The organism is uncultured Aquimarina sp., assembly GCF_947492405.1.
GTDB lineage: Bacteria > Bacteroidota > Bacteroidia > Flavobacteriales > Flavobacteriaceae > Aquimarina.
Genome location: NZ_CANLMP010000001.1, coordinates 1,042,779 through 1,065,563 on the forward strand (window position 1 = coordinate 1,042,779; position 22,785 = coordinate 1,065,563).

Genomic DNA, 22,785 nt, shown 5'->3' on the forward strand with positions numbered 1-22,785 from the left:
CCTCCTTTTTAGCTCTACTCCAACCCTGCACTTGTTTCTCTCGATAAAATGCAGTGTCAATTCGATTGTATTCTTAATAATACAATCGTTTTACAGGTAGTCTCTTTTTAGTATGGTTTGCTCCTTCTCCGTTTTGGTGTTGCTTCAATCGCCTATCTAGATCTTTGGTGCTTCCGGTATAATAGCTACCATCACTACATTCTAAAATGTACATATACCCTGTCATTGATTTGATATTTATGTGTTCATATTATAATGTGTATTATATACGGTATTTGTTACTACGTGTACTCACCCTTCGACTCCGCTCAGGGTTCGATAGTATCTCCATTCGAGGACTGAGCGTAGTCGAAGTCCAGTAAACTCAGCAGCCACAGAATAGAAGTTTTATTCGAGGACTGAGGCTCTCGAAGTCCGGTTCAACTGGAATCACCCTAATTCCCAAAATTATAACAGCTATTTAACAATTGTAAAAGCCAACCCCATTTTACTAAGAGCTATCAAATAACTACATTTGCAATCTTGGTTAAAAATTTATGGCGATATCAGATGAAAATATAGAGGTTTTAGGCGCAAGAGTTCATAATCTTAAGAACATTGATGTAACCATACCTCGTGAAAAATTAGTAGTTATTACCGGACTTTCGGGTTCTGGTAAATCATCACTGGCTTTTGATACAATTTATGCAGAAGGACAGCGTAGGTATATAGAAACATTCTCTGCCTATGCCAGACAATTTCTAGGCAGCCTGGAGCGACCGGATGTAGATAAAATCGATGGGCTCTCTCCTGTAATTGCTATAGAACAAAAAACAACCAGTAAAAGCCCAAGAAGTACAGTAGGAACCATTACAGAGATTTATGATTTCTTACGACTTTTGTTTGCTCGTGGAAGTGATGCCTATAGTTATAACACAGGCGAAAAAATGGTCAGTTATAGCGATGAGCAGATCAAAGACCTAATTCTTCAAGATTTTAACGGAAAAAGAATCAACATCCTGGCTCCTATTGTAAGATCCAGAAAGGGACATTATCGCGAACTTTTTGAGCAAATAGCGAAACAAGGTTTTGTAAAAGTACGCACCGACGGTGAAATCAAAGATATCACCAAAGGAATGAAGTTGGACCGTTACAAAATGCACGATATAGAGATCGTTATTGATCGTTTAGCCGTTAGTGACGATAAAGATAATTCTAAACGTTTGATGGAGACTATCAATACCGCCATGTATCACGGTGATGATGTATTGATGGTGATTGAGCAAGAATCTCAAGAAGCACGTTTCTTTAGTAGAAATTTAATGTGTCCTTCCAGCGGAATATCATATCCCAATCCAGAGCCAAATAACTTTTCATTTAACTCTCCAAAAGGTGCTTGTCCTAAATGTAATGGGATTGGCAACCTATACGAAGTAAATATCAAAAAAATCATCCCTGATGATTCTAAATCCATTAAAAATGGAGGTTTAGTTCCACAAGGACCACAAAAGAATAATTGGATTTTTAAGCAATTAGAATTAATCGCACAGCGCTTTGATTTTAAACTAAGTGATCCCATCAAAAAGATTCCTGCAGAAGCCATGGAAGTCATTCTTTATGGAGGGAAAGAAAAATTCACTGTGGATAGTAAAACACTGGGAGTTACCAGAGAATACAAAATAGATTTTGAAGGTATTGCCACTTTTATTGATAATACCTACACCAATAATGATTCTACTTCTTTGAGAAGATGGGCAAAAGATTTTATGGACAATATCCAATGTCCCGAATGTAATGGGTCCAGACTGCGTAAAGAATCCTTGTATTTTAAAGTTGGCGAAAAAAACATAGCAGACTTGGCTAATATGGATATTAGCGAACTAGCAGAATGGTTTAAAGATCTTCCAGGTCAGTTAAATGAAAAACAAAAGCGAATTTCTGGAGAAATCCTTAAAGAAATTAATGCTCGATTACAATTCTTAATTGATGTAGGGTTAACATACCTATCCCTAAACCGAAGTAGTAAATCACTTTCTGGTGGTGAAGCACAACGAATCCGTTTAGCAACTCAGATAGGATCTCAATTAGTTGGAGTGCTTTATATCTTAGACGAACCTAGTATCGGATTACATCAGCGAGATAATGAAAAGCTGATCAATTCTTTAGTTCAGCTTAGGGATATTGGGAACTCGGTTATTGTTGTAGAACACGATAAAGATATGATCGAACGAGCGGATCACGTTATTGATATTGGTCCTAGAGCGGGAAAACATGGTGGTGAAATTATCAGCGAAGGAACTCCCGAAGACTTAACAAATCACAATACATTAACTGCTGATTATTTAAGTGGTAAAAAACAAATAGAAGTTCCTGATAAAAGAAGAAAAGGAAACGGTAAGAAAATTTCTTTGACCGGAGCAACCGGAAATAACTTAAAGAATGTTTCTATTGACATCCCTTTGGGTAAAATGATAGCTGTTACAGGAGTTTCTGGTAGTGGTAAGTCTACTCTTATTAATGAAACGCTCTACCCTATTCTTAATGCTTATTATTTTAATGGGGTAAAAAAACCGATGCCTTATAAAAAAATTAAAGGTTTAGAACACGCAGATAAAGTAATTGATATTAATCAATCTCCAATTGGTCGAACACCCCGATCTAACCCTGCGACATATACAGGAGTGTTTTCTGAAATCAGAACATTGTTCTCTAAAACACCCGAAGCTATGATCCGTGGATATAAACCGGGACGATTTAGTTTTAATGTTACAGGAGGAAGATGTGAAACATGCAAAGGCGGCGGTCTACGTGTTATCGAAATGAATTTCTTACCAGATGTTTATGTCGAATGTGAAACTTGCCAGGGAAAAAGATTTAATAGAGAAACCTTAGAAATAAGGTATAAAGGAAAATCTATTTCTGATGTGTTAGAAATGACCATTAATGAATCCTGTGAGTTTTTTGATCAGATTCCTAAAATATTTAGAAAACTTAAAACTATTAGGAGCGTTGGTCTAGGATATATTACCTTGGGACAACAATCTACTACCTTATCTGGTGGTGAAGCACAACGTATTAAATTAGCAACCGAATTATCAAAAAGGGACACCGGAAATACTTTTTATATATTAGACGAACCAACTACCGGACTTCATTTTGAAGATATAAGGGTATTAATGGAAGTGCTAAATGAATTAGTAAACAAAGGAAACACCGTACTCATAATCGAACATAATCTGGATGTCGTGAAAATGGCAGATTATATCATCGATATTGGATATGAAGGTGGAAAAAATGGTGGTGAAGTCGTGGCAAAAGGAACTCCAGAAGAAATTATTAAAAATAAAAAAAGCTATACCGCAAAGTTTTTGAAGAAAGAATTAGAAATCAGTAATTAACAAAAATGATGAAAATACATTCTTCAATTTTATAATAAATAAACATAAACAACCAATCAAGACTGTATCGGTCAATTAACGAAGCAGTTATAAAATATAATTTATGAGAAAAGAACAACGTCACAAAGGATGGAATGAGATAAAAACAAATGATTCATGGGCTATTTTTAAGATCATGGGAGAATTTGTTAATGGATTCGAAAGAATGAGCAAAATTGGACCTTGTGTTTCTATTTTTGGGTCGGCAAGAACCAAGACAGATGATAAGTATTATCAATTAACTGTAGATGTAGCCCAAAAGATCGTAGAACATGGATATGGGGTTATTACCGGTGGTGGTCCAGGTATTATGGAAGCAGGTAACAAAGGAGCTCATTTAGGAGGCGGAACATCTGTAGGACTTAATATCGAATTACCATTCGAACAACATGATAACCCATATATTGATAGTGATAAAAGTTTAGATTTTGATTACTTCTTTGTTCGTAAAGTAATGTTTGTAAAATATTCTCAAGGATTTGTAGTGATGCCCGGAGGATTTGGGACATTAGACGAACTTTTTGAAGCGATTACTTTGATCCAAACAAAAAAAATTGCCGTTTTTCCTATTATTTTAGTAAGTACTGACTTCTGGGGTGGACTAATGGACTGGGTGAAAAGTACCCTTTTAGATAAATTCGGAAATATTAGTGCTGGAGATTTGGATTTAATTCATGTCGTAGATACACCAGAAGAAGTATTACACATACTAGATAAATTCTATGGAGAATACAATCTAAGTCCGAATTTCTAAAAAAACATCTTTTTTCACACAAACTCAACAAGCTCAACAATGAAAAGGACATTAATAAACGTTATAATACTGTGCTTTGCCCAGCTTTCATTTAGCCAGGCGACCATTAAAACCATGTTTTATAATGTATTAAACTACCCTGCTGCTCCCCCTACAAATAGAGAAGAAATATTAGAAACTATCATAGACAGTTATGAACCTGATATTTTTATGATCTGTGAATTGGAAACTGAAGCTGGTGGAGAAGAAATACTTAATGATTCATTAAATGATGATAATAATAATTATTCTAGTGCCCCTTTCTTAAGCAATTTTTCTAATTCTGATGTAGAATTACATCAATTACTGTATTACAATAATCAAAAGTTTACTTTACTACAAAGCCAAAGACTAATAAACACAATCAGAGATATCAATTGGTATACACTAGAATTAATATCTGATGATCAGGCTGATAACCCTATCAGAATAGAAGTTTTTGTAGCACATCTTAAAGCTAGCAGAGGTGCCGAAAATGAGACCAAACGGTTAAATATGGTAAAAGCGTTTACGGATAATTATGCAAACTTAGATGAAAACGATTTTGTGATTTTTGCAGGAGACTTTAATTTATATTCATCCGAAGAGCCTGCTTATCAAGAATTACTAGACACTAATAATAAAATTATCATGGTAGATCCTATCAATACTCCTGGTGATTGGACTAGTAACAATACTTTTACAGATATACATACGCAGAGTACACGTATAAGTAGTGATGAATTTGATGATTTCGGAAGTGGCGGTGGACTAGATGATCGGTTTGATTTTATTTTGATGTCGCAAAACATGGTAAATAGCCCCGAATTAAGTTACAAACCTAACTCCTACTCTGCATATGGTAATAATGGTAATTGTTACAACCAAAGGATTGATAATGTTGATTGCACGGGACCATTTGATAGCACTCTTAGAGATGCACTATATAATATGAGTGACCATTTACCTGTTGTGATGGAATTACAAGTAAATCAACAATTACTTAGTAATCCAGAGTTTGTCGAAAATTTAAAAACAATACAATTAAACGGTGGTACTATAATTGATGATATACTTTCGTTACAAATAAATAATCATCCAGAGCCAATCGATTTCAAAATATATAATACTTTAGGACAAGAAATGGCATCTTTTTCTGCAAATGGAAATAGCATTACCGATATTCCTGTATCTGGATTAAGTAAAGGGATGTACTACCTTATTCCTGTTAGTATAAATAGTAACACGATTAAATTTTTAAAGAAAAGTTGAGCTTCTCCAAAATATTCCATATCATTTTAATTCTTTTTGTATTGCAAGCTACATCAGCTCAGCACAATATTAGAATTGATGGAATTTTGGACGTAGAAAATAAAGTAATATCGATACAACAAGAAATCATATATACTAACAATTCTAAAGACACTCTACAAGAAATATTTTTACACGATTGGGCAAATAGTTTTAACAGTAAAACCACTCCTCTTGGGGAACGTTTTTCTGAAGATTTTTTAAAACGATTCTATTTTGCAAAAGATTATGAACGTGGTGCTACTGCAATCGAATCCATTACAGATCAGTCTAAAAACGGTCTAAAATGGACACATTATAATCAAGTTCCTGATATTATAAAATTAACGATTGATAAACCATTATATCCTGGAAATAGTTTCACATTTAATCTAACCTATAAAGTAAAAATCCCAAGCGAAAAATTCACGCGATATGGGTATCATAAAAATGGTGATTTCAGTCTAAAGTATTGGTATATTATCCCAGCTGTATATGATACAAAATGGAATGTCTACAGCCATAAACACCTTGATGACTTATATGCTCCATTAGCGGATTACACCATAAATATAACCTTACCATCAGACTATAACCTTACTAGTGAATTTGATCAGAAAGAAATATCATCGTCTAATGAGGAAACCAAAAATGTGCAACTTCTTGGTAAAAACAGAAACGAAGTAAACTTATATCTGGAAAAAAATAATTCATTTTATGACTTTCAGATGAATGGGTTAAAACTTATTAGTAATATCGAGGATAATGATTTAATGCCTGAGATGAAAAGTGTGGCAACCAAAAGAATCATTAAGTTCTTAAAACAAAGATTAGGCCCATATCCATTTGGAAAAATTTTAGTTTCTGAAAATGATTACAAAAATAATCCAGTATATGGTTTAAATCAGTTACCAGATATATTGCGACCGTTTCCAGATGGTTTTCAATATGAAATTAAACAGCTAAAATCAATCACCGAAAGCTATCTAGAAAAAACATTAATAATAAATTCCAGATATGATGCCTGGATAAAGGATGCTATGCATATTTATTTAATGATGGCGTACACCGAACAGTATTATCCAGATATGAAGATCATAGGAAACCTTAGTAAAGTTATTGGTATCCGGTGGTTTCATGCGGCAGATTTGGATTTTAACGACCAGTATTTTCTAGGATACAAAAATATGGCTAGATTATTTCTGGATCAACCTCTTACTGAACCACAAGATAAGCTCATAAAATTTAATAAAAATATTGCCAATGCCTATAAAGCGGGAATTGGTTTTAAGTACTTAGAAGATTATTTGGAAGATGATAATATCTTATCAGAAGCTGTTAAAAATTACTACAGCAATAATGCTTTAAAACTTACAGATTCTAAGGAATTCGAAAAGATTTTAAATGATTTAACTCCTAAAAACATAGATTGGTTTTTTGAAGATTTCATTCCTACTAATGAAAAATTAGATTTCAAAATAAAATCGATTAAAAAAAGAAAAGACTCTCTCGAGGTTACTATAAAGAATAAAAGAAATAACGCGATGCCTATCTCATTGGCTGGATTAAGAGATGGACAATTAGTTTCTAAAACTTGGGTCACTAATATTACAGGCAAGAAAAAGGTGAAAATTGCTAATGACGATATTGACAAATTAGTTTTAGATTACGATCAAAATATTCCAGAAGTAAATCGCAGAAATAATCACCGAAACCTAAAAGGTATTTTTAATAAACCTATACAATTCAGGTTTTTACAGGATGTAGAAGATCCTACTCGTAGTCAGATATTTTACATTCCTGAATTTGAATTTAATGTGTATGATGGTTTAACGATTGGTTCTAAATTCTATAATAAAACATTTATAAGAAGAGATTTTGATTATAGAATCACTCCTAGTTATGGTTTTCTGTCTAAAAAGCTGATAGGTGGTGCTTTTTTTCAATATAGAGACCAAATTGCCGATTATGGTCTTTACCAAATTAAATACGCATTTAGTGGTAGTATGTTTAGTTATGCCCCTGATTTATTATTCAGGCGTTTCTCACCTTCTGTTGATTTCTCTTGGAGACCAAAAGATCTAAGATCTAATGAGCGACAACGACTATCTATACGTAGTGTAAATGTATTTAGAGAGCGGGATGACGAAAATCCAGTAGAAACACCGGATTACAGTGTTTTTAACGTTAGATATAGGTATTCTGATTTTAATCTTTTGGATTTCACATCTTATATATTCGATTATCAAATAGCCAAAAACTTCAGTAAATTATCTGCTACTTTTAATTATAGAAAAGTTTTTTTGAACAACAGACAAATAAATCTTCGTTTATTTGCTGGGACTTTCCTTTATAATGATACTGAAAAAGATGGTGATTTCTTTAGCTTTGCATTAGATCGACCAACCGATTATCTTTTTGATTTTAACTACTTAGGGCGTAGTGAAGACACTGGATTAGTTAGTCAACAAATTATTATAGCAGAAGGAGGATTTAAATCTCAACTTGAATACCCTTTTGCTAATCAATGGATTACAACACTTAATGCCAATACTAATATTTGGAAATGGATATATGCATATGGAGATGTTGGTTTTGTTAAAAATAAAGGAATATCACCAAAATTTGTATATGATGCTGGTGTCAGAGTAAGTCTCGTTGCTGACTATTTTGAACTTTTCTTTCCAATAGCTTCTAATAATGGTTTTGAAATCAATCAACCTAATTACAACGAGCAAATTCGTTTTATCATTACATTAAGTCCTCAAACACTCATTGGCTTATTCACAAGAGAATGGTATTAATAGAGATTTAGTCTTCTAACCTTAATACTCTCTAGATCAGGTCGATCATTATCAAAGATAATTTACATGAATCGGAAGTTCTTTTTCCGGAGTAGTTCTTATTAAAAATTTCATTAAAAGATAGAGACTTAATACATGGGCAATATTAATGAATACCGTGAAAATTTTACTTGAATAAAACAACTCATTTATAGGTAACAAAGACACTATAAATATGCATAAAAAAGCTATAACAATTAATTTTAAGCCTTCCTTAGACATATCCTGTACATATATCAGGTAGGATACTAGCAAATAAGAAGTAGATCCTATCAGACAAACAACTACTTCCAGAACAGCCTCTTTCACCACATCAATAAGCAATTGCGAAATAGCATATATCAAATACAAAACTAATCCAGAACTTACTAAAATGGGTATTGATAAAAAAGTACTACGCTTAATGTTTCTAACTAATAAATACTTTCTCAGCGCCAGTGTACACGATATAAAGTAAATGGATGTTAAAATACATATGATTGAAAAATTTTGGACGAAATCGGTATAAATAAGAGCGTCACAAATAATCATAGAAATTAAACTAAGTACATACCAAAAGTTTATTTTAATTGTACGTTCTAAATATATGATACCTATAGACACTATCATTGCAGGTAAGGCATAAGCTAAATATTTTCTATCGAAAAAAACAGCAATTATAATAACCACTGCAAAAGTCAAATAGAATAATATATCTGTTAGTCTTATGTTTTTCAAAAATACACCGTTACATTTCTATTTATCAAAGAATCAATATTGGTACTACTATGATCTTCAACCACACTTCTAAGTTATATTTTTTTTTGGATTTGTAGGAAAAAAACCTAGTTAACCTTAAACCTACTTCACTAAACCTTAAAAACTATAAATTTTAAAAATTTGATAATCAATTATTTAAAATACAAAAAACGTAAACAACCTGTATTTAAAAAATAAACAGCTTAAGGGTAAAACAACATATAATCGGAATATGTAAGTACTATTTATAGTGTAAGTCAAACAAGCATTTACAAAATACTAATTCAAACATTTTAAGTAATGAACCTACAAAATAACAAATGTGAAAATTTTGAATATTTGTTAATCAGTTCTTAAAATAGTAAACTAAAAAAAGAATTCGATAACAAAAAGTCAATTTAAATGAATTATCCTTAATAAATTTAATACTTCTTGTCTTGGAATTGGCTTGGATTTTAGCTAAATTTGCGCACCGTAAAACATCGTTCACATGCAGCCTGAAACAACAATTACACCTAATATTTCTTTCGAAGAATATAGAAATCAAATACTTAGAGATTACAAAATTGCTTTAATAAGTAGAGAGTGTAGTTTATTAGGACGAAGAGAAGTACTTACAGGAAAATCCAAATTCGGAATTTTTGGTGGTGGAAAGGAGTTACCTCAGTTAGCAATGGCTAGAGTATTCCGTGATGGTGATTTCAGATCAGGGTACTATCGAGATCAAACATTTATGATGGCAATAGAGCAATATACTGTAGAACAATTTTTTGCAGGTTTATATGCTCATACTGATATTGAGAAAGAACCTTTTGCCGCGGGTAGACAAATGGGTGGTCACTTTGCAACGCATAGTCTTAACGAAGATGGGTCTTGGAAAAATTTAACAAAACAAAAGAATTCTAGTTCTGACATCTCTCCTACTGCTGGTCAAATGCCTAGATTACTAGGATTAGCACAAGCATCCAAAGTATATCGTAATGAGAAAAGCGTAGAAGGAAACACTAATTTTTCTATCAATGGAAATGAAGTAGCTTGGGGAACTATTGGTAATGCAAGTACTAGTGAAGGCCTTTTTTGGGAAACCGTAAATGCCGGCGGAGTTTTACAAGTACCAATGGTTATTAGTGTCTGGGATGATGAATATGGTATTTCCGTGCATGCAAAACATCAAACTACAAAAGAAAATATTTCGGCCGTTCTAGAAGGATTTAGACGTGATGAAAAACACGATGGATATGAAATTATAGTAGTAAACGGTTGGGATTATCCAGCTCTTGTGGAAGCTTACGAAACTGCAGAAGATTTAGCTAGAGAACAACATATTCCTGTTATAGTTCATGTAAAAGAACTAACACAACCACAGGGTCACTCTACATCTGGATCTCACGAAAGATATAAAAGTGAGGAAAGATTAAACTGGGAACGCGAACACGACTGCAATAAGAAGTTTAAGGAATGGATTATTGATCATAATGTAGCGACAGTAGATGAATTACTAGCATTAGAAAAATCTTGCAAAAAAACAGTTAGACAAGGTAAAACTGCTGCTTGGAACGCTTACTTATCTGAAATTGTTACTGAACAAAAACAAGCACTTACTGTGTTAGAAGCTGTAGAAACTAAAAGTGCTAACAAAAATTTCATCGCTCCTCTTATAAAAACACTAGCAGATAAAGATGAACCGATCCGTAAAGATATTCTAGAAGCAACACGAAAAACATTACGATATATCGTTAAAGAAGAATTTCCTGAGAAAACTGCACTTCAGAATTGGGTTAACGGTTATATGGAAGAAATTCAACCTAAATATAGCGATCATCTCTATAATGATTTTGATAGTAATGTAACTAAGATCAAAGAGGTTATACCACAATATTCAGAAAATGCTGAGACCGTAGATGCTCGTTTGATTCTTAGAGATAATTTTGATCAAATATTCAGTAGAATTCCTGAATCCTTAATTTTTGGAGAAGATAGTGGTAAAATTGGTGATGTAAATCAAGGACTTGAAGGATTACAAGAAAAATTTGGAGATATACGAATTTCTGATGCTGGTATTAGAGAAGCAACTATAATTGGACAAGGAATTGGAATGGCAATGAGAGGACTTAGACCTATTGCCGAAATACAGTATCTTGATTATATTTTATACTGTATACAAGGATTAAGTGATGATCTTGCTACCTTAAGATATAGAACATTCGCTAAACAAAAAGCACCATTAATTGTCAGAACAAGAGGACATCGATTAGAAGGTATCTGGCATTCTGGTTCTCAAATGGGTGGTTTAATTCACTTATTGCGTGGAATACATATTCTCGTACCGCGAAATATGACTAAAGCTGCTGGATTTTACAATACTTTAATGGATAGTGACGAACCAGCTGTAGTAATAGAATGTCTTAACGGATATCGCCTTAAAGAAAAAATGCCATCTAACTTAGCGGAAATAAGAACACCTGTTGGTGTAGTTGAAACCGTAAAGGAAGGAAATGATATAACGTTAGTTTCCTATGGATCAACATTAAGACTAGTAGAACAAGCTGCTAAAGAATTGTTATCACTAGGTATTAATGCTGAAGTAATTGATGTACAATCATTAATCCCATTTGATTTAACTCACGATATCGTAAAAAGTGTGGCTAAAACCAATAGATTAATGATTATTGATGAAGATGTTCCTGGCGGAGCTACAGGTTATATACTTCACAAACTTATAGATGAACAAAACATCTATCAATATTTGGACAGCGAGCCGCAAACATTAAGTGCACAACCTCATCGTCCTGCATTTGGTACAGATGGAGATTATTTTAGCAAACCATCTACAGAGGATATTTTTGAGAAAGTTTATGATTTAATGAATGAGGTTAACCCTGTAGAATATCCTAAATTAAGGTAAACATAAAACCTTAGTCAAAAACCGAAGCATCCGGTCTAATAAACATATATATTGTTCTTTGCCGACAAGCTTAGAAAAACAAAACCCCTCTTTCTTGAGGAGTTTTGTTTTTAAAATGGGTCTTCTATCCGTATACGCTCTCCTTCTTTATAAGAAATAACAAATATATTCTTATCAATAATCCCAGATTGAAGTAAGATCTTTCTAAATTCCTGAGCTTCTTCGAGGGTTTCAAAAATCCCTAAACTAAGTTTATAATAATACATATCATTATAAAAAAGAGTATTCGTGAATTTATCTGACACCAAAGAAACCTTGTCTGTTGTAAACGATTGTATCTGAACAGAATACACAGTATCTTTGTTTATTAAACTCCTGTATAAATAAAGATCTTTTATGTTTTTAAGATCGGGTTGATCCTTTTTTAATTGATTCAGTTGGTTTTTAAGTCCATTAATCTCCGATTGAAAAGATGAGAACTCTTTATTCTTAGTAACTGTTACAGTACTATCACTATTATCCACCCAGAATACTGTATATATAATTAACGCTATTGTAGTAATTAATAAAACAGAGCAAAGTATTTTAAACATCATTTTAGATGCTCTATTCCTTTTAAGTTCTAATGACTTATCATTAAGAAGATCCTCTAGCTTTCGTTGTTCAACCTCAGCTTTTTCTATCTGATAATGCAATGATAAAAGATCTTCATTTTTAATATCTGGCATTTTTTTAGGGGGTATTAAGAACGATTTATAGGCTTTATGGTAATTTCTGTTTCTTTATTTTATAAACAATTCCATCATTCATTTCTAAAATCATAATAGGTTTATCTGCAATAATTTTCTGAAAGGCTTTCAAAGGAAACCCTCTAGAAATTTGATTTATATCCTGAATACGAACTTTGTCATTCAACTCGAGTCTTCTTAACTTATTACTAGTGTTAGATACGTAGTAATTATCATATAAGAAATATAACGTATCTCCGTTTTTATCAATATCATATTCTGCTTCATTATTTTCTTTGGCTTTTTCTACGGCTTTTCTTCCTTTAAAATATTCTATAAAATCGGCTTCAATAAAAATTACGCCATTGTTTCTAAATACTTTTTTAACATAACAATGATTTCTTTCAAATTTTAGTTTCTTTATTGTATCCGTAGCTGTTCGGTTATTTCCTTCTATATCAGTGCTATCAATTTCAGTAGGTTCTGCACTAAGGCTATCTGTTTTATAAGCTAATCCTCTTTTATAATCAGCAATATCAGATTTAAGCTTCATTAATTCTTCCTGTAAAGAATCGTTAGTTTTCTGAATTTGATCTATCTCAACCTGCGTATCCTCATTTTGATCAGCAGAAAACAAAGCATCTTTTTCACTTAGATAATATATTCCTCCGGCCATTACAGCGATAACAGTCAGAAAAAAAATCATAAAAACTAAACTGTTCCTCTTACTCTTTTTTAATTCTTCTGATATAGAAACAAGACGATTCTCCAGCTTCTGCTGTTTCATTCCGGATTTTTCAATCCTATATTGTACCGATAATAATTCGTCTTCTTTATCTTTCATTATCAATTTTAAATTTAAAGCTCAACATTACACTATTATGGTATCCACTTAATATCTTTAAAATTAGGTTTTCTCTTTTCTAAAAACGCATTTCTACCCTCTTTAGCTTCATCTGTCATATATGCCAATCGTGTAGCTTCTCCTGCAAAAACTTGTTGCCCAACCATACCATCATCTGTTAGATTCATAGAGAATTTTAACATTTTTATGGATGTTGGAGATTTTTCTAAGATTTCCTGAGCCCATTCATATGCGGTATCTTCCAATTCATCATGAGGTATTACGGCATTTACCATACCCATTTCGTATGCATCTTGTGCAGAATAATTTCTGCCTAAAAAGAAAATCTCCCGTGCCTTTTTCTGTCCCACCATTTTAGCTAAATATGCAGATCCATATCCTCCATCAAAGCTAGTAACATCTGCATCTGTTTGTTTAAAAATAGCATGTTCTTTACTCGCAAGAGTAAGATCACAAACCACATGTAAACTATGCCCTCCTCCTACAGCCCAACCTGGCACCACAGCAATTACCACTTTTGGCATAAAACGAATAAGTCTTTGAACTTCTAAGATATTTAATCTATGCATTCCATCCTGTCCTACATATCCCTGATGCCCTCTTGCTTTCTGATCTCCTCCACTACAAAAACTGTATACACCATCTTTAGTAGACGGTCCTTCTCCAGAAAGTAACACTACTCCTATTGAAGTATCTTCTTGTGCATCATAAAATGCATCGTACAGTTCACTTGTAGTCTGAGGTCTGAAAGCATTACGCACATTTGGTCTGTTAAACGCAATTCTGGCTACACCATTTGATTTTTTATATGTTATATCTTGATATTCTTTTGCAGTTTTCCAATTTATTGAACTCATCATATGTTTTTTTAATGCTATCAAAAATAATATAATATATTGTACCAAGCTATATCATTAAGTGAGTTAAATCAAGTTAAAAAATCAATATTATTTTAACTTTCTACTAAATTAACATAGGTTTTGCACGATTTTTGATATTTTTAATCGAATTACATAAAGTAAATATTATGATAAGGATCTTTTTGGGATTACTTTTAGCTTGTATCGGCTTTACTTCTTATGGGCAAGAAAAAACTTCTTTTTCTATTTCATGGGATGAAATGAACACACATTTATCAGAAAATGATTTTATGTACACCATTGAGCACAAAGAAATCACGCCTTCTTTATCATTTATTAAACCAATAGTATCCGTTGGTACTTATCAGCTGATGGAAATAGATCTTTCTGTAGATTTACGAAAGCAGCATTTGAAAAATGATACTCCTATCCTACTTCTTCCGGAGAATAAATTCATTCAATCTGATTATGCTGTAGCTATTCCTAGTACTGTAAAAAGTAATGCCAGAATAACAATCACTGGAAACGGTGGTTACAATAGCAGTAGTACTAATAATGGCGGTGTTAAAAACACAGCCTATAGAGACGCCAGCACTTATACAGGAATCTATTGTCCTGTAACTGGATTGCCTTTAACATCAAGGATTAGAAACTAATATTTTTTTAAAGGTACTTCTACCAAAAACATTTGTGATAAGAAACTTTATTCCACCAATCGAATACCGTCTTTTTCTATAACGATTTTTTTGGCTTTATATAAAGAACCGATTGCTTTCTTAAAGCTTTTCTTGCTTAATTGAAAAACTTCTTTAATATCATCAGGATTCGACTTATCATTAAGATCTATAAAGCCTCCTCTATTATTTAACTCATTCAATATTTGTTGTGCATTTGGTTCTATAGCTCTATATCCGTGCCTTTGTAACGTAAGATCTATTTTACCGTCAGGACGTACTTTTTTCACAAAACCCTTTAGCTGGTCTCCTGGAGTAATCTTTTGAAAAATTTCATCTTCGTATACCAGCCCCAAATGTTTTTGATTTACAATCATATTCCAACCATACGGAGAAGGATGTGATGCCATTAAATCTACTTCATCATAGGCAGATAACAATACTAGAGAATTATCAAGAAAAGCATTCGTCTTACTAGAACCAACGAGTCTGTTTGTCTCTTCATCTAAATACACATAAACTAGATACCAACTACCAATTCTCATCTTAGAAGCTTGCTCTCTAAAGGGAATAAAAAGTTCTTTCTCTAGTCCCCAATCCATAAAAGCACCAATATCAGAAACTGTAGTACATTTCAAGTAAGCAAATGAATTAACCACAGCATAGGGTTCTAAGGTAGTAGCAACAATACGCTCCTCATGATCTAAATATAAAAACACCTTAATTTCGTCCCTAATCATAAATTCATCCGGAACGTATTTATTAGGCAATAACACTTCATTCCCATCATCATCACTTAGATAAATCCCTTGATCCCTTTCTCTTACGATTTCTAATGTATTATATTTACCGAGCTTAAGCATGTTCTATTTTTTGCGCAAAGATAATTGTTTAATCTTCCTATGTACCATATTAAAACAAAAAAAGGTGTTCATCAGAGAACACCCTTTATTCTTTTATGAGCTGCTATTTTTATTTATATACAGACTCTTTTTTGAAGTGTTTAGCTAGAAGATAATACACTACTGCTCTGTACTTATTTCTGTTAGATTTACCATAAGCATCCATCACAGAAGCAATTGCTTCATCTAATTTTGGCCCATCAGAAAGCCCTAATTTTTTGATCAAGAAATTTTTCTTTACTGTTTCTAATTCTGCAGCATCACTACCAGATACGGTAGCAGCGTCTTTATTATAAATAGATGGTCCACAACCAATCGTAACTTTAGTTAAAAAATCTACATCTGGTGTCTGACCAATTTTATCTTTGATATCAGCCGCATACTTAGTGATTAATTCGTCTCTTTTACTCATAAGGTGATAATGTTTTAGGTTTTAGTTAATTTATTATGTTATCTCAAATATAACTTATTTATAAATGAATAATTCATTTATAAATTATATTCTCTGGTGATTTTTAGATAAAATACCTAAAATAATCGATTAAAACACTATCATTCATTTTTCTTGGTGTAAAAACTTCCAATAACTGCGGTGAATCGTTGTTTAGATATAAACTTTCAATTCCTGCTACTAGCCCTTTTATTTCACTTATCTGCATATATTTAAAACCAAACATATTACATAGCTGCTCTGCAGTAAGATTATGTTTCGTCTCAAAATAAGTACTGAAATTATCCGTCTCTGATTTACCCGGTAAAATTCTAAAAATTCCTCCTCCACTATTATTAATTAGAATAATTTTAAAATTAGAAGGGATATTATCATTCCATAATCCATTACTATCATAAAAGAAGCTAAGATCTCCTGTGATCAAGGTTGTAGGAATCCCTGAAGCTACTGCTGCACCGATAGCGGTAGATGTACTTCCATCAATACCACTTGTTCCTCTATTACAATATACTTTAAAAGAAGGATTCAATGAAAATAATTGTGCATATCGTACCGTAGAACTATTACTTAACTGAATCATCTGATCATCCGGAATATGATTAAAAAGTGTTTCAAAAACTTTTAGATCCGTAAAATCTATATGTTCTAAATATTCAGCATGTCGCTCTCTTCTTTGGTTTCTTAGAGAAATCCAAAATGACTTATAATTATTTTTTATAGGTACAGTATCTGGAAGAAAATCAGAAAAAAAGGAATTAGGATTCATTTTTATATGCTCTGTTAGGCAGAAATATGTATCATAAGCCTTCTTCTCATCAATATGCCAATGAATTTTAGGCTGATAGTTTCTAAAAAAGGCTTTGATCCGTTTAGAAACTACCATTCCTCCAAAAGTGAGTAGTACCTCAGGTTGCAATGCTCTAAATTCTTCTTCTTTCAGAGATGTAATTAACTGATCAATACAATTAATATGGCTAGTATGATGAATATTTGATGTGGTTTCTGTCAAAACCAACACAGAAGAATCTTTGGCAAAATGATCTATCCACCTTTGCTCAATACTATTTGGTGCATTAACACCTATCAATATTATTTTACGTTTCGCTTTATTCCATTCAGCAAGCATGCTCGATCGTAAAGCATCTGATATACGCTGCTCCACTCGCTCAACAGGAATATTCTTAGGGGAAATCGTTGGTTGATCAATTGTATCATATAATGGTTCATAGAAAGGAACGTTAATATGAACTGGACCGCTTTTTTCTATAGAAACGTTAAGAGCCAGGTTGATTTCTCTTTCATTATGCTTTTGCGCTTCGTGTTGTTTTTGCTTTATCTTAAGGTCGTCTATTTCCGTTTCTGGTACAATTTCAGAATATAAATTCGCAGAATACAGAATATGATTTTCGAATACATTTTTTTGCCGTATCGTTTGTCCGTCACCTATATCAATACGTTCAATAGGTCTATCGGCACTTAATACTACCAAAGGAATATCACTATAAAAAGCCTCTGAAACCGCTGGATAATAGTTTAACAATGCGCTACCCGATGTACACACCAGCGCTACAGGCTGCTTAAGCTGTTGTGCAATTCCCAACGCAAAAAAAGCGGCACACCGCTCATCAACAATACTATAACAGTGCATATCAGGATTTTCAGTAAAACCAATAGTTAACGGTGCATTTCTGGATCCTGGAGATATTACAATATGATGAATTCCTTTTGATTCACACAAAGCAACAATAGTTTGCGACAAAGGAATTTTGGAATATAATTGTTTCTTCATTCGAGTAGCTAAATTACAATATAGCGGTAATTAAAGCCAGTGTTTTAATGCAAAACTTTTTTCATAGTTTCAGTCTTTCGTACAGTTTCTTCCCATTCTTTTTCGGAGATAGAGTCTTTGGTGATACCTCCTCCTACATAAATGTTTGCTTTACCAAAAGACATCTCCATACAACGAAGATTTACATATAAATTAGACTCCGTTTTTTCATTTTTATTCATATGTAATTCACCAAGAAAACCTGTGTAATATTTTCGATCATACGACTCATTCTGAAGAATGAAAGATTTTGCAGTTTTTTTAGGCAAACCACATACCGCAGGTGTGGGATGCAATACTTTGATAATATCTTCTACGTTAGAATCTTTATTTTTTAAAAAACCCTTAATATCTGTTCTAAGATGTAACAGCGTGCCTGCCCGATATGTATATGTGTTTGATTTTTCAATACTATTTACTTTAGATGAAAGTTCATTCAAAACAAAATCTGTTACCATAGCTTGTTCTTCTATCTCTTTTTCTCCCCAATCTACTTCTAAAGAACTTTCATAAGTCTGAGTTCCGGCTAACGCCATTGTAAAAAATTGATCTTCCCTTATGGTAACTAAGGTCTCTGGAGTTGCTCCTAACCAGATTCCTACTGCTGGATGAAACCAATAATACACAAAAGCATCAGCATAACTATCAATTAGCTTTTGAAAGACTTCTAAATAATCTTCCTTAGGAAAAGACACTTCTTCTTTTCTGGATAACACTACTTTTTTAAAGAAACCATCATTAATGGCTTTAATTCCATTCTGAACCAGTTTTAGATGATCCTTTTTTGCTTTATGGTCATCTTCAACCGAGAAAGATTGATCATAATGATAATTTTCAACTTTACTCTCGGATCGCATAACCGCTCTGTAGCAACTACTTATATTTGTCGGTATTATTATTGTTTTGTTTTCACTATCAAATGGAGCGAAAACAAAACCAGAAGTCTCATATGAGTTCATTTCATACAGCTGATCATCGTTTTGAAGAAAACAATTCACTTCTTCTTCTCCAGATTTTCTATATACAACAAATGGTAATTGTTTATCCAATTGAGATTGGATTTTAGCATATATTGCTGAAACATCCATATTATCTGGATTTAGTCAATGCAATGGTGGTTAATTTTACAATAGAGATCAAACTATCTTCCTCATCGCGTAATTTGATATCCCAAAGTTGAGTAGTTCTTCCTTTGTGTAAAACCTCTGCTCTTGCATACACATACCCATTTTTTACACTTTTTACATGATTGGCAGAAATCTCTAAACCTCTTATGTAAAATTCTTTGGTATCTAGGAACATATGTGAAGCCGCACTACCTACACTTTCTGCCAATGCTACCATTGCACCACCGTGTAACACACCGTCAGGTTGATGAACTTTTGGGGTAACGGGCATTTTGGCAATCAAATAGTCCTTACCTACTTCACAAAAAGAAATATCTAATGTTTCCATCAGTGTATTCTTGCACATCTCTGCGCATTTTTTCAATATTTCCTCTTCAGTTAATTGCATACTTTTAAAAATTTTAAGTAAAAATAAACATTGACATTAAATAATTCTAACTATATTTATTTATTATTTTAACGAACGTTCAATAAAATGCCGAAAGTCAAGACATCAAAAGAAGAAGTTCTCAGCAAGGTGATTCCTATATTAAGAGAACGTGGTATATCTAAAAGCAGCATGAGTGAGTTGGCCAAAGCCTGCGAAATTCAAAAATCGCACTTCTATTATTATTTTAGTAATAAGGAACAATTGATAAAAGAAGTGCTGGCTACCGTAAATAGTTATTTTAAGCATAATCTATTTAAAGTAATTGAAAACAATAATCTTTCTATTGAACAAAAGCTTAAAAAAGTACACGAGCTTATAGACAAAATGTTTAAAAATGCTCATAGCGGTTGTATTATGGCAAACACTGCCCTGGAAAGCGCTCACCTTGACCCTATTTATAAAGATGAGATTCTTTATTTTTTTGAAGATTTTATAGCTGGACTGCAAGTTTTATTAGAACCTAACTATTCTAAAGAAGAATCACTAGCACTTGCAGAACAAATGGTTCAAGATCTTGAAGGCGGAATATTATTAATGCGCATTTATAATGATCACAAATACATTAACAATGCAGTTTCCAGAATGGAAAAAATAATTCTGAAACAATGAAAACATACTATAGAATTGCAAAAAAACCATTTTTCGGACGTTTTATGATACCTTGGAAAAGCCCGTTATCTGAAGAACAAAACAAAGAATGGACTTTTATTTCTTTTAAAAGCAAATCAGGCGCTTTATTAAAAGGAATGTACTCATCACCTATTTCTGATCTACCTAAAGCCACGATAGTATTAGGTCATCCGATGGGAAAAGAAGCTAAAGGTTATTTTCTTAAAAATGGATATACCGATATACTAAGAAATCAAGGTTATAATGTATTCATTTTTGACATCAATGGATTTGGAGAAAGTGAAGTCGGAAATTTCTATTATCACGAAGATATAATTTCGGCAGGAAATATTGCTAAGGACCTATTCCCGAATACTCCTCTAGGGTATTTTGGGATCTCATTAGGCGGACAATGGGCCACTATTGCCTTTGCAGAAAAGCATCATTATGACTTTGCTATTATAGAAAGTGCCGCTAACACACTTGATGATTTCTGGGTTCAATATCCTTTTGCAAATTTTGCTTTAAAGACACTAAATACTCTTAATCCTAAGTTAAAAAAGAAAATACGGATGATTGATAGGATTAAAGATGCTCATAGTTTACAAAAAGTTCTTTTTATATATCTAGATAAGGATGAACTCATTAAAGATGATGCAGGATATTGTTTTAATCAAGCTATACCAATCCAGTCAGAATTACACGTTATTTCTAACGCAAAACATGCTCAGATACCAAAATCAAAGTCTCGACATGATTACTTCAATAAAATTGTGACTTTTTTCGACTCACAAACTGAACAATATTTACAACAAAACTCAATTTTAAAATCGTAGTAATGGAATCATACACTGTTAAATCCACCGATAACTACCCAATTTCGGTTCACGAATTTGTTCCAAAATTATCTAATCATAAGACCATTGTATTTGCTCCAGCCGTAGCTGTTCCTCAAAATTTCTATTTTAATATGGCTACATACCTAGCAGAAAAGGGATGTAATGTCTTTACTTTTGATTATCGTAGTATTGGATCTTCAACATCACAAAGTATTCAATCCCTAAAAGAGCATGGTTTCTTTTCTTGGGCGATGGATTTTAAAGCAGTATCCAAATACGCAAAAGAGGAGTTCCCTGACAATATACAATATATGATAGGTCATAGTTATGGTGGAAATAGCGTAGGTTTTAGTGATGCGTTTCAATATTATGACAAATATCTTACGATTGGTTCTCAGTTTGGGTTTTATAAACATTTCACTCCAAGAATGCGTGCTTTGATATATCTAAACTTTAAGATATTTGTTCCTCTAACTACTTCTATTTTGGGATACTACCCATCAAGTTGGTTCGGATTAGGAAGACCACTAACCACAAAAGCTGCTAAAGATTGGGCAACTTTCCTGTTACATCCTGATTCCATGTTACATTTTACCAAAGGAAGCTCTAAAACATACTATCAGGACATTAAAGAATCTATGTTACTAGTAAGCATTGATGATGACCTTTTTGCTCCCAGAAAATCAGTAGACATATTAAGCGATCAAGTATACAAAAATGCTAAAACCATTAGAAAACACTTAAAACCATCCGATTATAATCTAAAAACAATTGGGCATTTTGATTTTTTTAGAAAGAAAAATCAGAATATCTTGTGGCCTTTAATCGATGAATGGTTCCAACTATAAAAAGCTATTAGTTATGCAAAAAGAGGTTGTTTATCAATCCACAAATACCTACGACACTTTAAATAAATTAACTTCTGAAACAGAAACCGTTTGGTTAGTCTTTCATGGGATCGGCTATCTAAGTAGATATTTCATCAGATTATTCCAAAGTCTGGATGCTAATAAAAACTATATCATTGCTCCGCAAGCTCCTTCTAAATATTACAAAAATAATGATTATAAGAAAGTAGGATCTAGCTGGCTCACTAAGGAAAACACAAAAACCGAAACAAAAAATGTACTCAATTATATAGATGCTGTTATTGAAGAAGAAAAACTTCCCGTTACTGCTAAGTTTGTTGTTCTTGGATATTCACAAGGTGTAAGTATTGCAAGTAGATGGATTGCCAGTAGAAAAATACAACCAGATGGTTTTGTAATGATTTCTGGAGGTTTTCCGAAAGAATTAGGGAAAGAAGATTTTACATTTTTGACTAGCAAAACTAGTGTAACACATATTTTAGGAGATAAGGATCCTTATTTTGAAATTGCCAAAGTAGAAGCCGAAAAAATTCGAGTAGAGGGTATATTACCACAGATAGCATTTAGATCACATCCTGGAGGTCACGAATTAGATATAGAATCTTTAAAGAATATTGTTTGAAATTAAAGTAATTTAAA

General features: G+C 32.7%; 20 protein-coding genes. 10 read left to right on the forward strand and 10 right to left on the reverse strand.

Annotated elements, in window-relative coordinates; genetic code table 11:
• Positions 1 to 73 precede the first annotated feature (73 nt).
• Positions 74 to 214, reverse strand: a complete 141-nt coding sequence (locus Q0829_RS27600; RefSeq protein WP_366892654.1) for a GIY-YIG nuclease family protein — start codon at positions 212 to 214, stop codon at positions 74 to 76.
• 322 nt (positions 215 to 536) lie between these two features.
• On the opposite strand from Q0829_RS27600, the gene uvrA reads away from it, so the two are divergent.
• The 4 genes from uvrA to Q0829_RS04625 all read left to right on the forward strand — a co-directional run bounded on the left by uvrA (position 537) and on the right by Q0829_RS04625 (position 8,282).
• Complete coding sequence (gene uvrA, locus Q0829_RS04610; RefSeq protein ID WP_298540464.1) at positions 537 to 3,377, forward strand: excinuclease ABC subunit UvrA; 2,841 nt, start codon at positions 537 to 539, stop codon at positions 3,375 to 3,377.
• A 103-nt stretch (positions 3,378 to 3,480) separates the two neighbouring features.
• Complete coding sequence (locus tag Q0829_RS04615; RefSeq protein WP_298540467.1) at positions 3,481 to 4,170, forward strand: TIGR00730 family Rossman fold protein; 690 nt, start codon at positions 3,481 to 3,483, stop codon at positions 4,168 to 4,170.
• 39 nt (positions 4,171 to 4,209) lie between these two features.
• Positions 4,210 to 5,460, forward strand: a complete 1,251-nt coding sequence (locus tag Q0829_RS04620) for a T9SS type A sorting domain-containing protein (RefSeq protein ID WP_298540470.1) — start codon at positions 4,210 to 4,212, stop codon at positions 5,458 to 5,460.
• 41 nt (positions 5,461 to 5,501) lie between these two features.
• Positions 5,502 to 8,282 (forward strand): metalloprotease, encoded by a 2,781-nt coding sequence (locus Q0829_RS04625; RefSeq protein ID WP_298540472.1) that lies wholly within the window; start codon positions 5,502 to 5,504, stop codon positions 8,280 to 8,282.
• Between the two features lie 51 nt (positions 8,283 to 8,333).
• Here Q0829_RS04625 and Q0829_RS04630 read toward each other — a convergent pair whose 3' ends face one another.
• Positions 8,334 to 9,038, reverse strand: coding sequence for a hypothetical protein (locus Q0829_RS04630; RefSeq protein ID WP_298540474.1), 705 nt, complete (start codon positions 9,036 to 9,038; stop codon positions 8,334 to 8,336).
• A 511-nt stretch (positions 9,039 to 9,549) separates the two neighbouring features.
• On the opposite strand from Q0829_RS04630, the gene Q0829_RS04635 reads away from it, so the two are divergent.
• A complete protein-coding gene (locus Q0829_RS04635; protein ID WP_298540477.1) occupies positions 9,550 to 11,964 on the forward strand; it encodes a thiamine pyrophosphate-dependent enzyme in 2,415 nt (804 codons plus the stop codon).
• A 110-nt stretch (positions 11,965 to 12,074) separates the two neighbouring features.
• Here Q0829_RS04635 and Q0829_RS04640 read toward each other — a convergent pair whose 3' ends face one another.
• From Q0829_RS04640 to Q0829_RS04650, 3 genes are read right to left on the reverse strand one after another with little or no spacing between them, the layout of a single operon-like run.
• A complete protein-coding gene (locus Q0829_RS04640) occupies positions 12,075 to 12,692 on the reverse strand; it encodes a hypothetical protein (RefSeq protein ID WP_298540479.1) in 618 nt (205 codons plus the stop codon).
• 34 nt (positions 12,693 to 12,726) lie between these two features.
• Positions 12,727 to 13,536 carry a hypothetical protein gene (locus Q0829_RS04645; protein WP_298540481.1) on the reverse strand — a complete coding sequence of 270 codons (810 nt, stop codon included), beginning with the start codon at positions 13,534 to 13,536 and terminating at the stop codon, positions 12,727 to 12,729.
• A gap of 35 nt (positions 13,537 to 13,571) precedes the next feature.
• The gene (locus Q0829_RS04650; protein ID WP_298540483.1) at positions 13,572 to 14,414 is read right to left on the reverse strand and encodes a 1,4-dihydroxy-2-naphthoyl-CoA synthase; all 843 of its coding nucleotides are present in this window, start codon (positions 14,412 to 14,414) and stop codon (positions 13,572 to 13,574) included.
• A gap of 170 nt (positions 14,415 to 14,584) precedes the next feature.
• On the opposite strand from Q0829_RS04650, the gene Q0829_RS04655 reads away from it, so the two are divergent.
• Entirely contained in the window at positions 14,585 to 15,073 is a 489-nt protein-coding gene (locus tag Q0829_RS04655; RefSeq protein WP_298540485.1) for a hypothetical protein, read from the forward strand.
• Between the two features lie 47 nt (positions 15,074 to 15,120).
• On the opposite strand, the gene Q0829_RS04660 is transcribed toward Q0829_RS04655, so the two are convergent.
• The 5 genes from Q0829_RS04660 to Q0829_RS04680 form a co-directional block, all read right to left on the reverse strand.
• The gene (locus Q0829_RS04660; RefSeq protein WP_298540488.1) at positions 15,121 to 15,954 is read right to left on the reverse strand and encodes a S1-like domain-containing RNA-binding protein; all 834 of its coding nucleotides are present in this window, start codon (positions 15,952 to 15,954) and stop codon (positions 15,121 to 15,123) included.
• Positions 15,955 to 16,063: 109 nt separating this feature from the next.
• Positions 16,064 to 16,405 (reverse strand): DUF2853 family protein, encoded by a 342-nt coding sequence (locus Q0829_RS04665; RefSeq protein WP_298540489.1) that lies wholly within the window; start codon positions 16,403 to 16,405, stop codon positions 16,064 to 16,066.
• A 103-nt stretch (positions 16,406 to 16,508) separates the two neighbouring features.
• Complete coding sequence (menD, locus tag Q0829_RS04670) at positions 16,509 to 18,233, reverse strand: 2-succinyl-5-enolpyruvyl-6-hydroxy-3-cyclohexene-1-carboxylic-acid synthase (protein ID WP_298540491.1); 1,725 nt, start codon at positions 18,231 to 18,233, stop codon at positions 16,509 to 16,511.
• Positions 18,234 to 18,277: 44 nt separating this feature from the next.
• A complete protein-coding gene (locus tag Q0829_RS04675) occupies positions 18,278 to 19,360 on the reverse strand; it encodes an isochorismate synthase (RefSeq protein WP_298540493.1) in 1,083 nt (360 codons plus the stop codon).
• A gap of 1 nt (position 19,361) precedes the next feature.
• On the reverse strand, positions 19,362 to 19,787 hold the full coding sequence (locus tag Q0829_RS04680; protein ID WP_298540495.1) for a hotdog fold thioesterase: 426 nt from the start codon (positions 19,785 to 19,787) through the stop codon (positions 19,362 to 19,364).
• Between the two features lie 87 nt (positions 19,788 to 19,874).
• Between Q0829_RS04680 and Q0829_RS04685 the strand changes: the two genes are divergently transcribed.
• Genes Q0829_RS04685 through Q0829_RS04700 form a run of 4 tightly spaced genes read left to right on the forward strand, consistent with a single transcriptional unit; the run spans position 19,875 to position 22,768 of the window.
• Positions 19,875 to 20,438, forward strand: a complete 564-nt coding sequence (locus Q0829_RS04685; protein ID WP_298540497.1) for a TetR/AcrR family transcriptional regulator — start codon at positions 19,875 to 19,877, stop codon at positions 20,436 to 20,438.
• Complete coding sequence (locus tag Q0829_RS04690) at positions 20,435 to 21,274, forward strand: alpha/beta hydrolase (RefSeq protein ID WP_298540499.1); 840 nt, start codon at positions 20,435 to 20,437, stop codon at positions 21,272 to 21,274. Before Q0829_RS04685 ends, Q0829_RS04690 begins: the two co-directional genes overlap by 4 nt.
• A gap of 2 nt (positions 21,275 to 21,276) precedes the next feature.
• Entirely contained in the window at positions 21,277 to 22,125 is an 849-nt protein-coding gene (locus Q0829_RS04695; protein WP_298540501.1) for an alpha/beta hydrolase, read from the forward strand.
• 13 nt (positions 22,126 to 22,138) lie between these two features.
• Entirely contained in the window at positions 22,139 to 22,768 is a 630-nt protein-coding gene (locus Q0829_RS04700; protein ID WP_298540504.1) for an esterase, read from the forward strand.
• Positions 22,769 to 22,785 lie beyond the last annotated feature (17 nt).

What these genes read in the sequence shown, in the direction of transcription:
- Q0829_RS27600 (WP_366892654.1), bottom strand. Translation starts at nt 214, where the DNA reads ATGTACATTTTAGAATGTAGTGATGGTAGCTATTATACCGGAAGCACC.
- uvrA (WP_298540464.1), top strand. Translation starts at nt 537, where the DNA reads ATGGCGATATCAGATGAAAATATAGAGGTTTTAGGCGCAAGAGTTCAT.
- Q0829_RS04615 (WP_298540467.1), top strand. Translation starts at nt 3,481, where the DNA reads ATGAGAAAAGAACAACGTCACAAAGGATGGAATGAGATAAAAACAAAT.
- Q0829_RS04620 (WP_298540470.1), top strand. Translation starts at nt 4,210, where the DNA reads ATGAAAAGGACATTAATAAACGTTATAATACTGTGCTTTGCCCAGCTT.
- Q0829_RS04635 (WP_298540477.1), top strand. Translation starts at nt 9,550, where the DNA reads ATGCAGCCTGAAACAACAATTACACCTAATATTTCTTTCGAAGAATAT.
- Q0829_RS04640 (WP_298540479.1), bottom strand. Translation starts at nt 12,692, where the DNA reads ATGCCAGATATTAAAAATGAAGATCTTTTATCATTGCATTATCAGATA.
- Q0829_RS04645 (WP_298540481.1), bottom strand. Translation starts at nt 13,536, where the DNA reads ATGAAAGATAAAGAAGACGAATTATTATCGGTACAATATAGGATTGAA.
- Q0829_RS04650 (WP_298540483.1), bottom strand. Translation starts at nt 14,414, where the DNA reads ATGAGTTCAATAAATTGGAAAACTGCAAAAGAATATCAAGATATAACA.
- Q0829_RS04655 (WP_298540485.1), top strand. Translation starts at nt 14,585, where the DNA reads ATGATAAGGATCTTTTTGGGATTACTTTTAGCTTGTATCGGCTTTACT.
- Q0829_RS04660 (WP_298540488.1), bottom strand. Translation starts at nt 15,954, where the DNA reads ATGCTTAAGCTCGGTAAATATAATACATTAGAAATCGTAAGAGAAAGG.
- Q0829_RS04665 (WP_298540489.1), bottom strand. Translation starts at nt 16,405, where the DNA reads ATGAGTAAAAGAGACGAATTAATCACTAAGTATGCGGCTGATATCAAA.
- menD (WP_298540491.1), bottom strand. Translation starts at nt 18,233, where the DNA reads ATGAAGAAACAATTATATTCCAAAATTCCTTTGTCGCAAACTATTGTT.
- Q0829_RS04675 (WP_298540493.1), bottom strand. Translation starts at nt 19,360, where the DNA reads ATGGATGTTTCAGCAATATATGCTAAAATCCAATCTCAATTGGATAAA.
- Q0829_RS04680 (WP_298540495.1), bottom strand. Translation starts at nt 19,787, where the DNA reads ATGCAATTAACTGAAGAGGAAATATTGAAAAAATGCGCAGAGATGTGC.
- Q0829_RS04685 (WP_298540497.1), top strand. Translation starts at nt 19,875, where the DNA reads ATGCCGAAAGTCAAGACATCAAAAGAAGAAGTTCTCAGCAAGGTGATT.
- Q0829_RS04690 (WP_298540499.1), top strand. Translation starts at nt 20,435, where the DNA reads ATGAAAACATACTATAGAATTGCAAAAAAACCATTTTTCGGACGTTTT.
- Q0829_RS04695 (WP_298540501.1), top strand. Translation starts at nt 21,277, where the DNA reads ATGGAATCATACACTGTTAAATCCACCGATAACTACCCAATTTCGGTT.
- Q0829_RS04700 (WP_298540504.1), top strand. Translation starts at nt 22,139, where the DNA reads ATGCAAAAAGAGGTTGTTTATCAATCCACAAATACCTACGACACTTTA.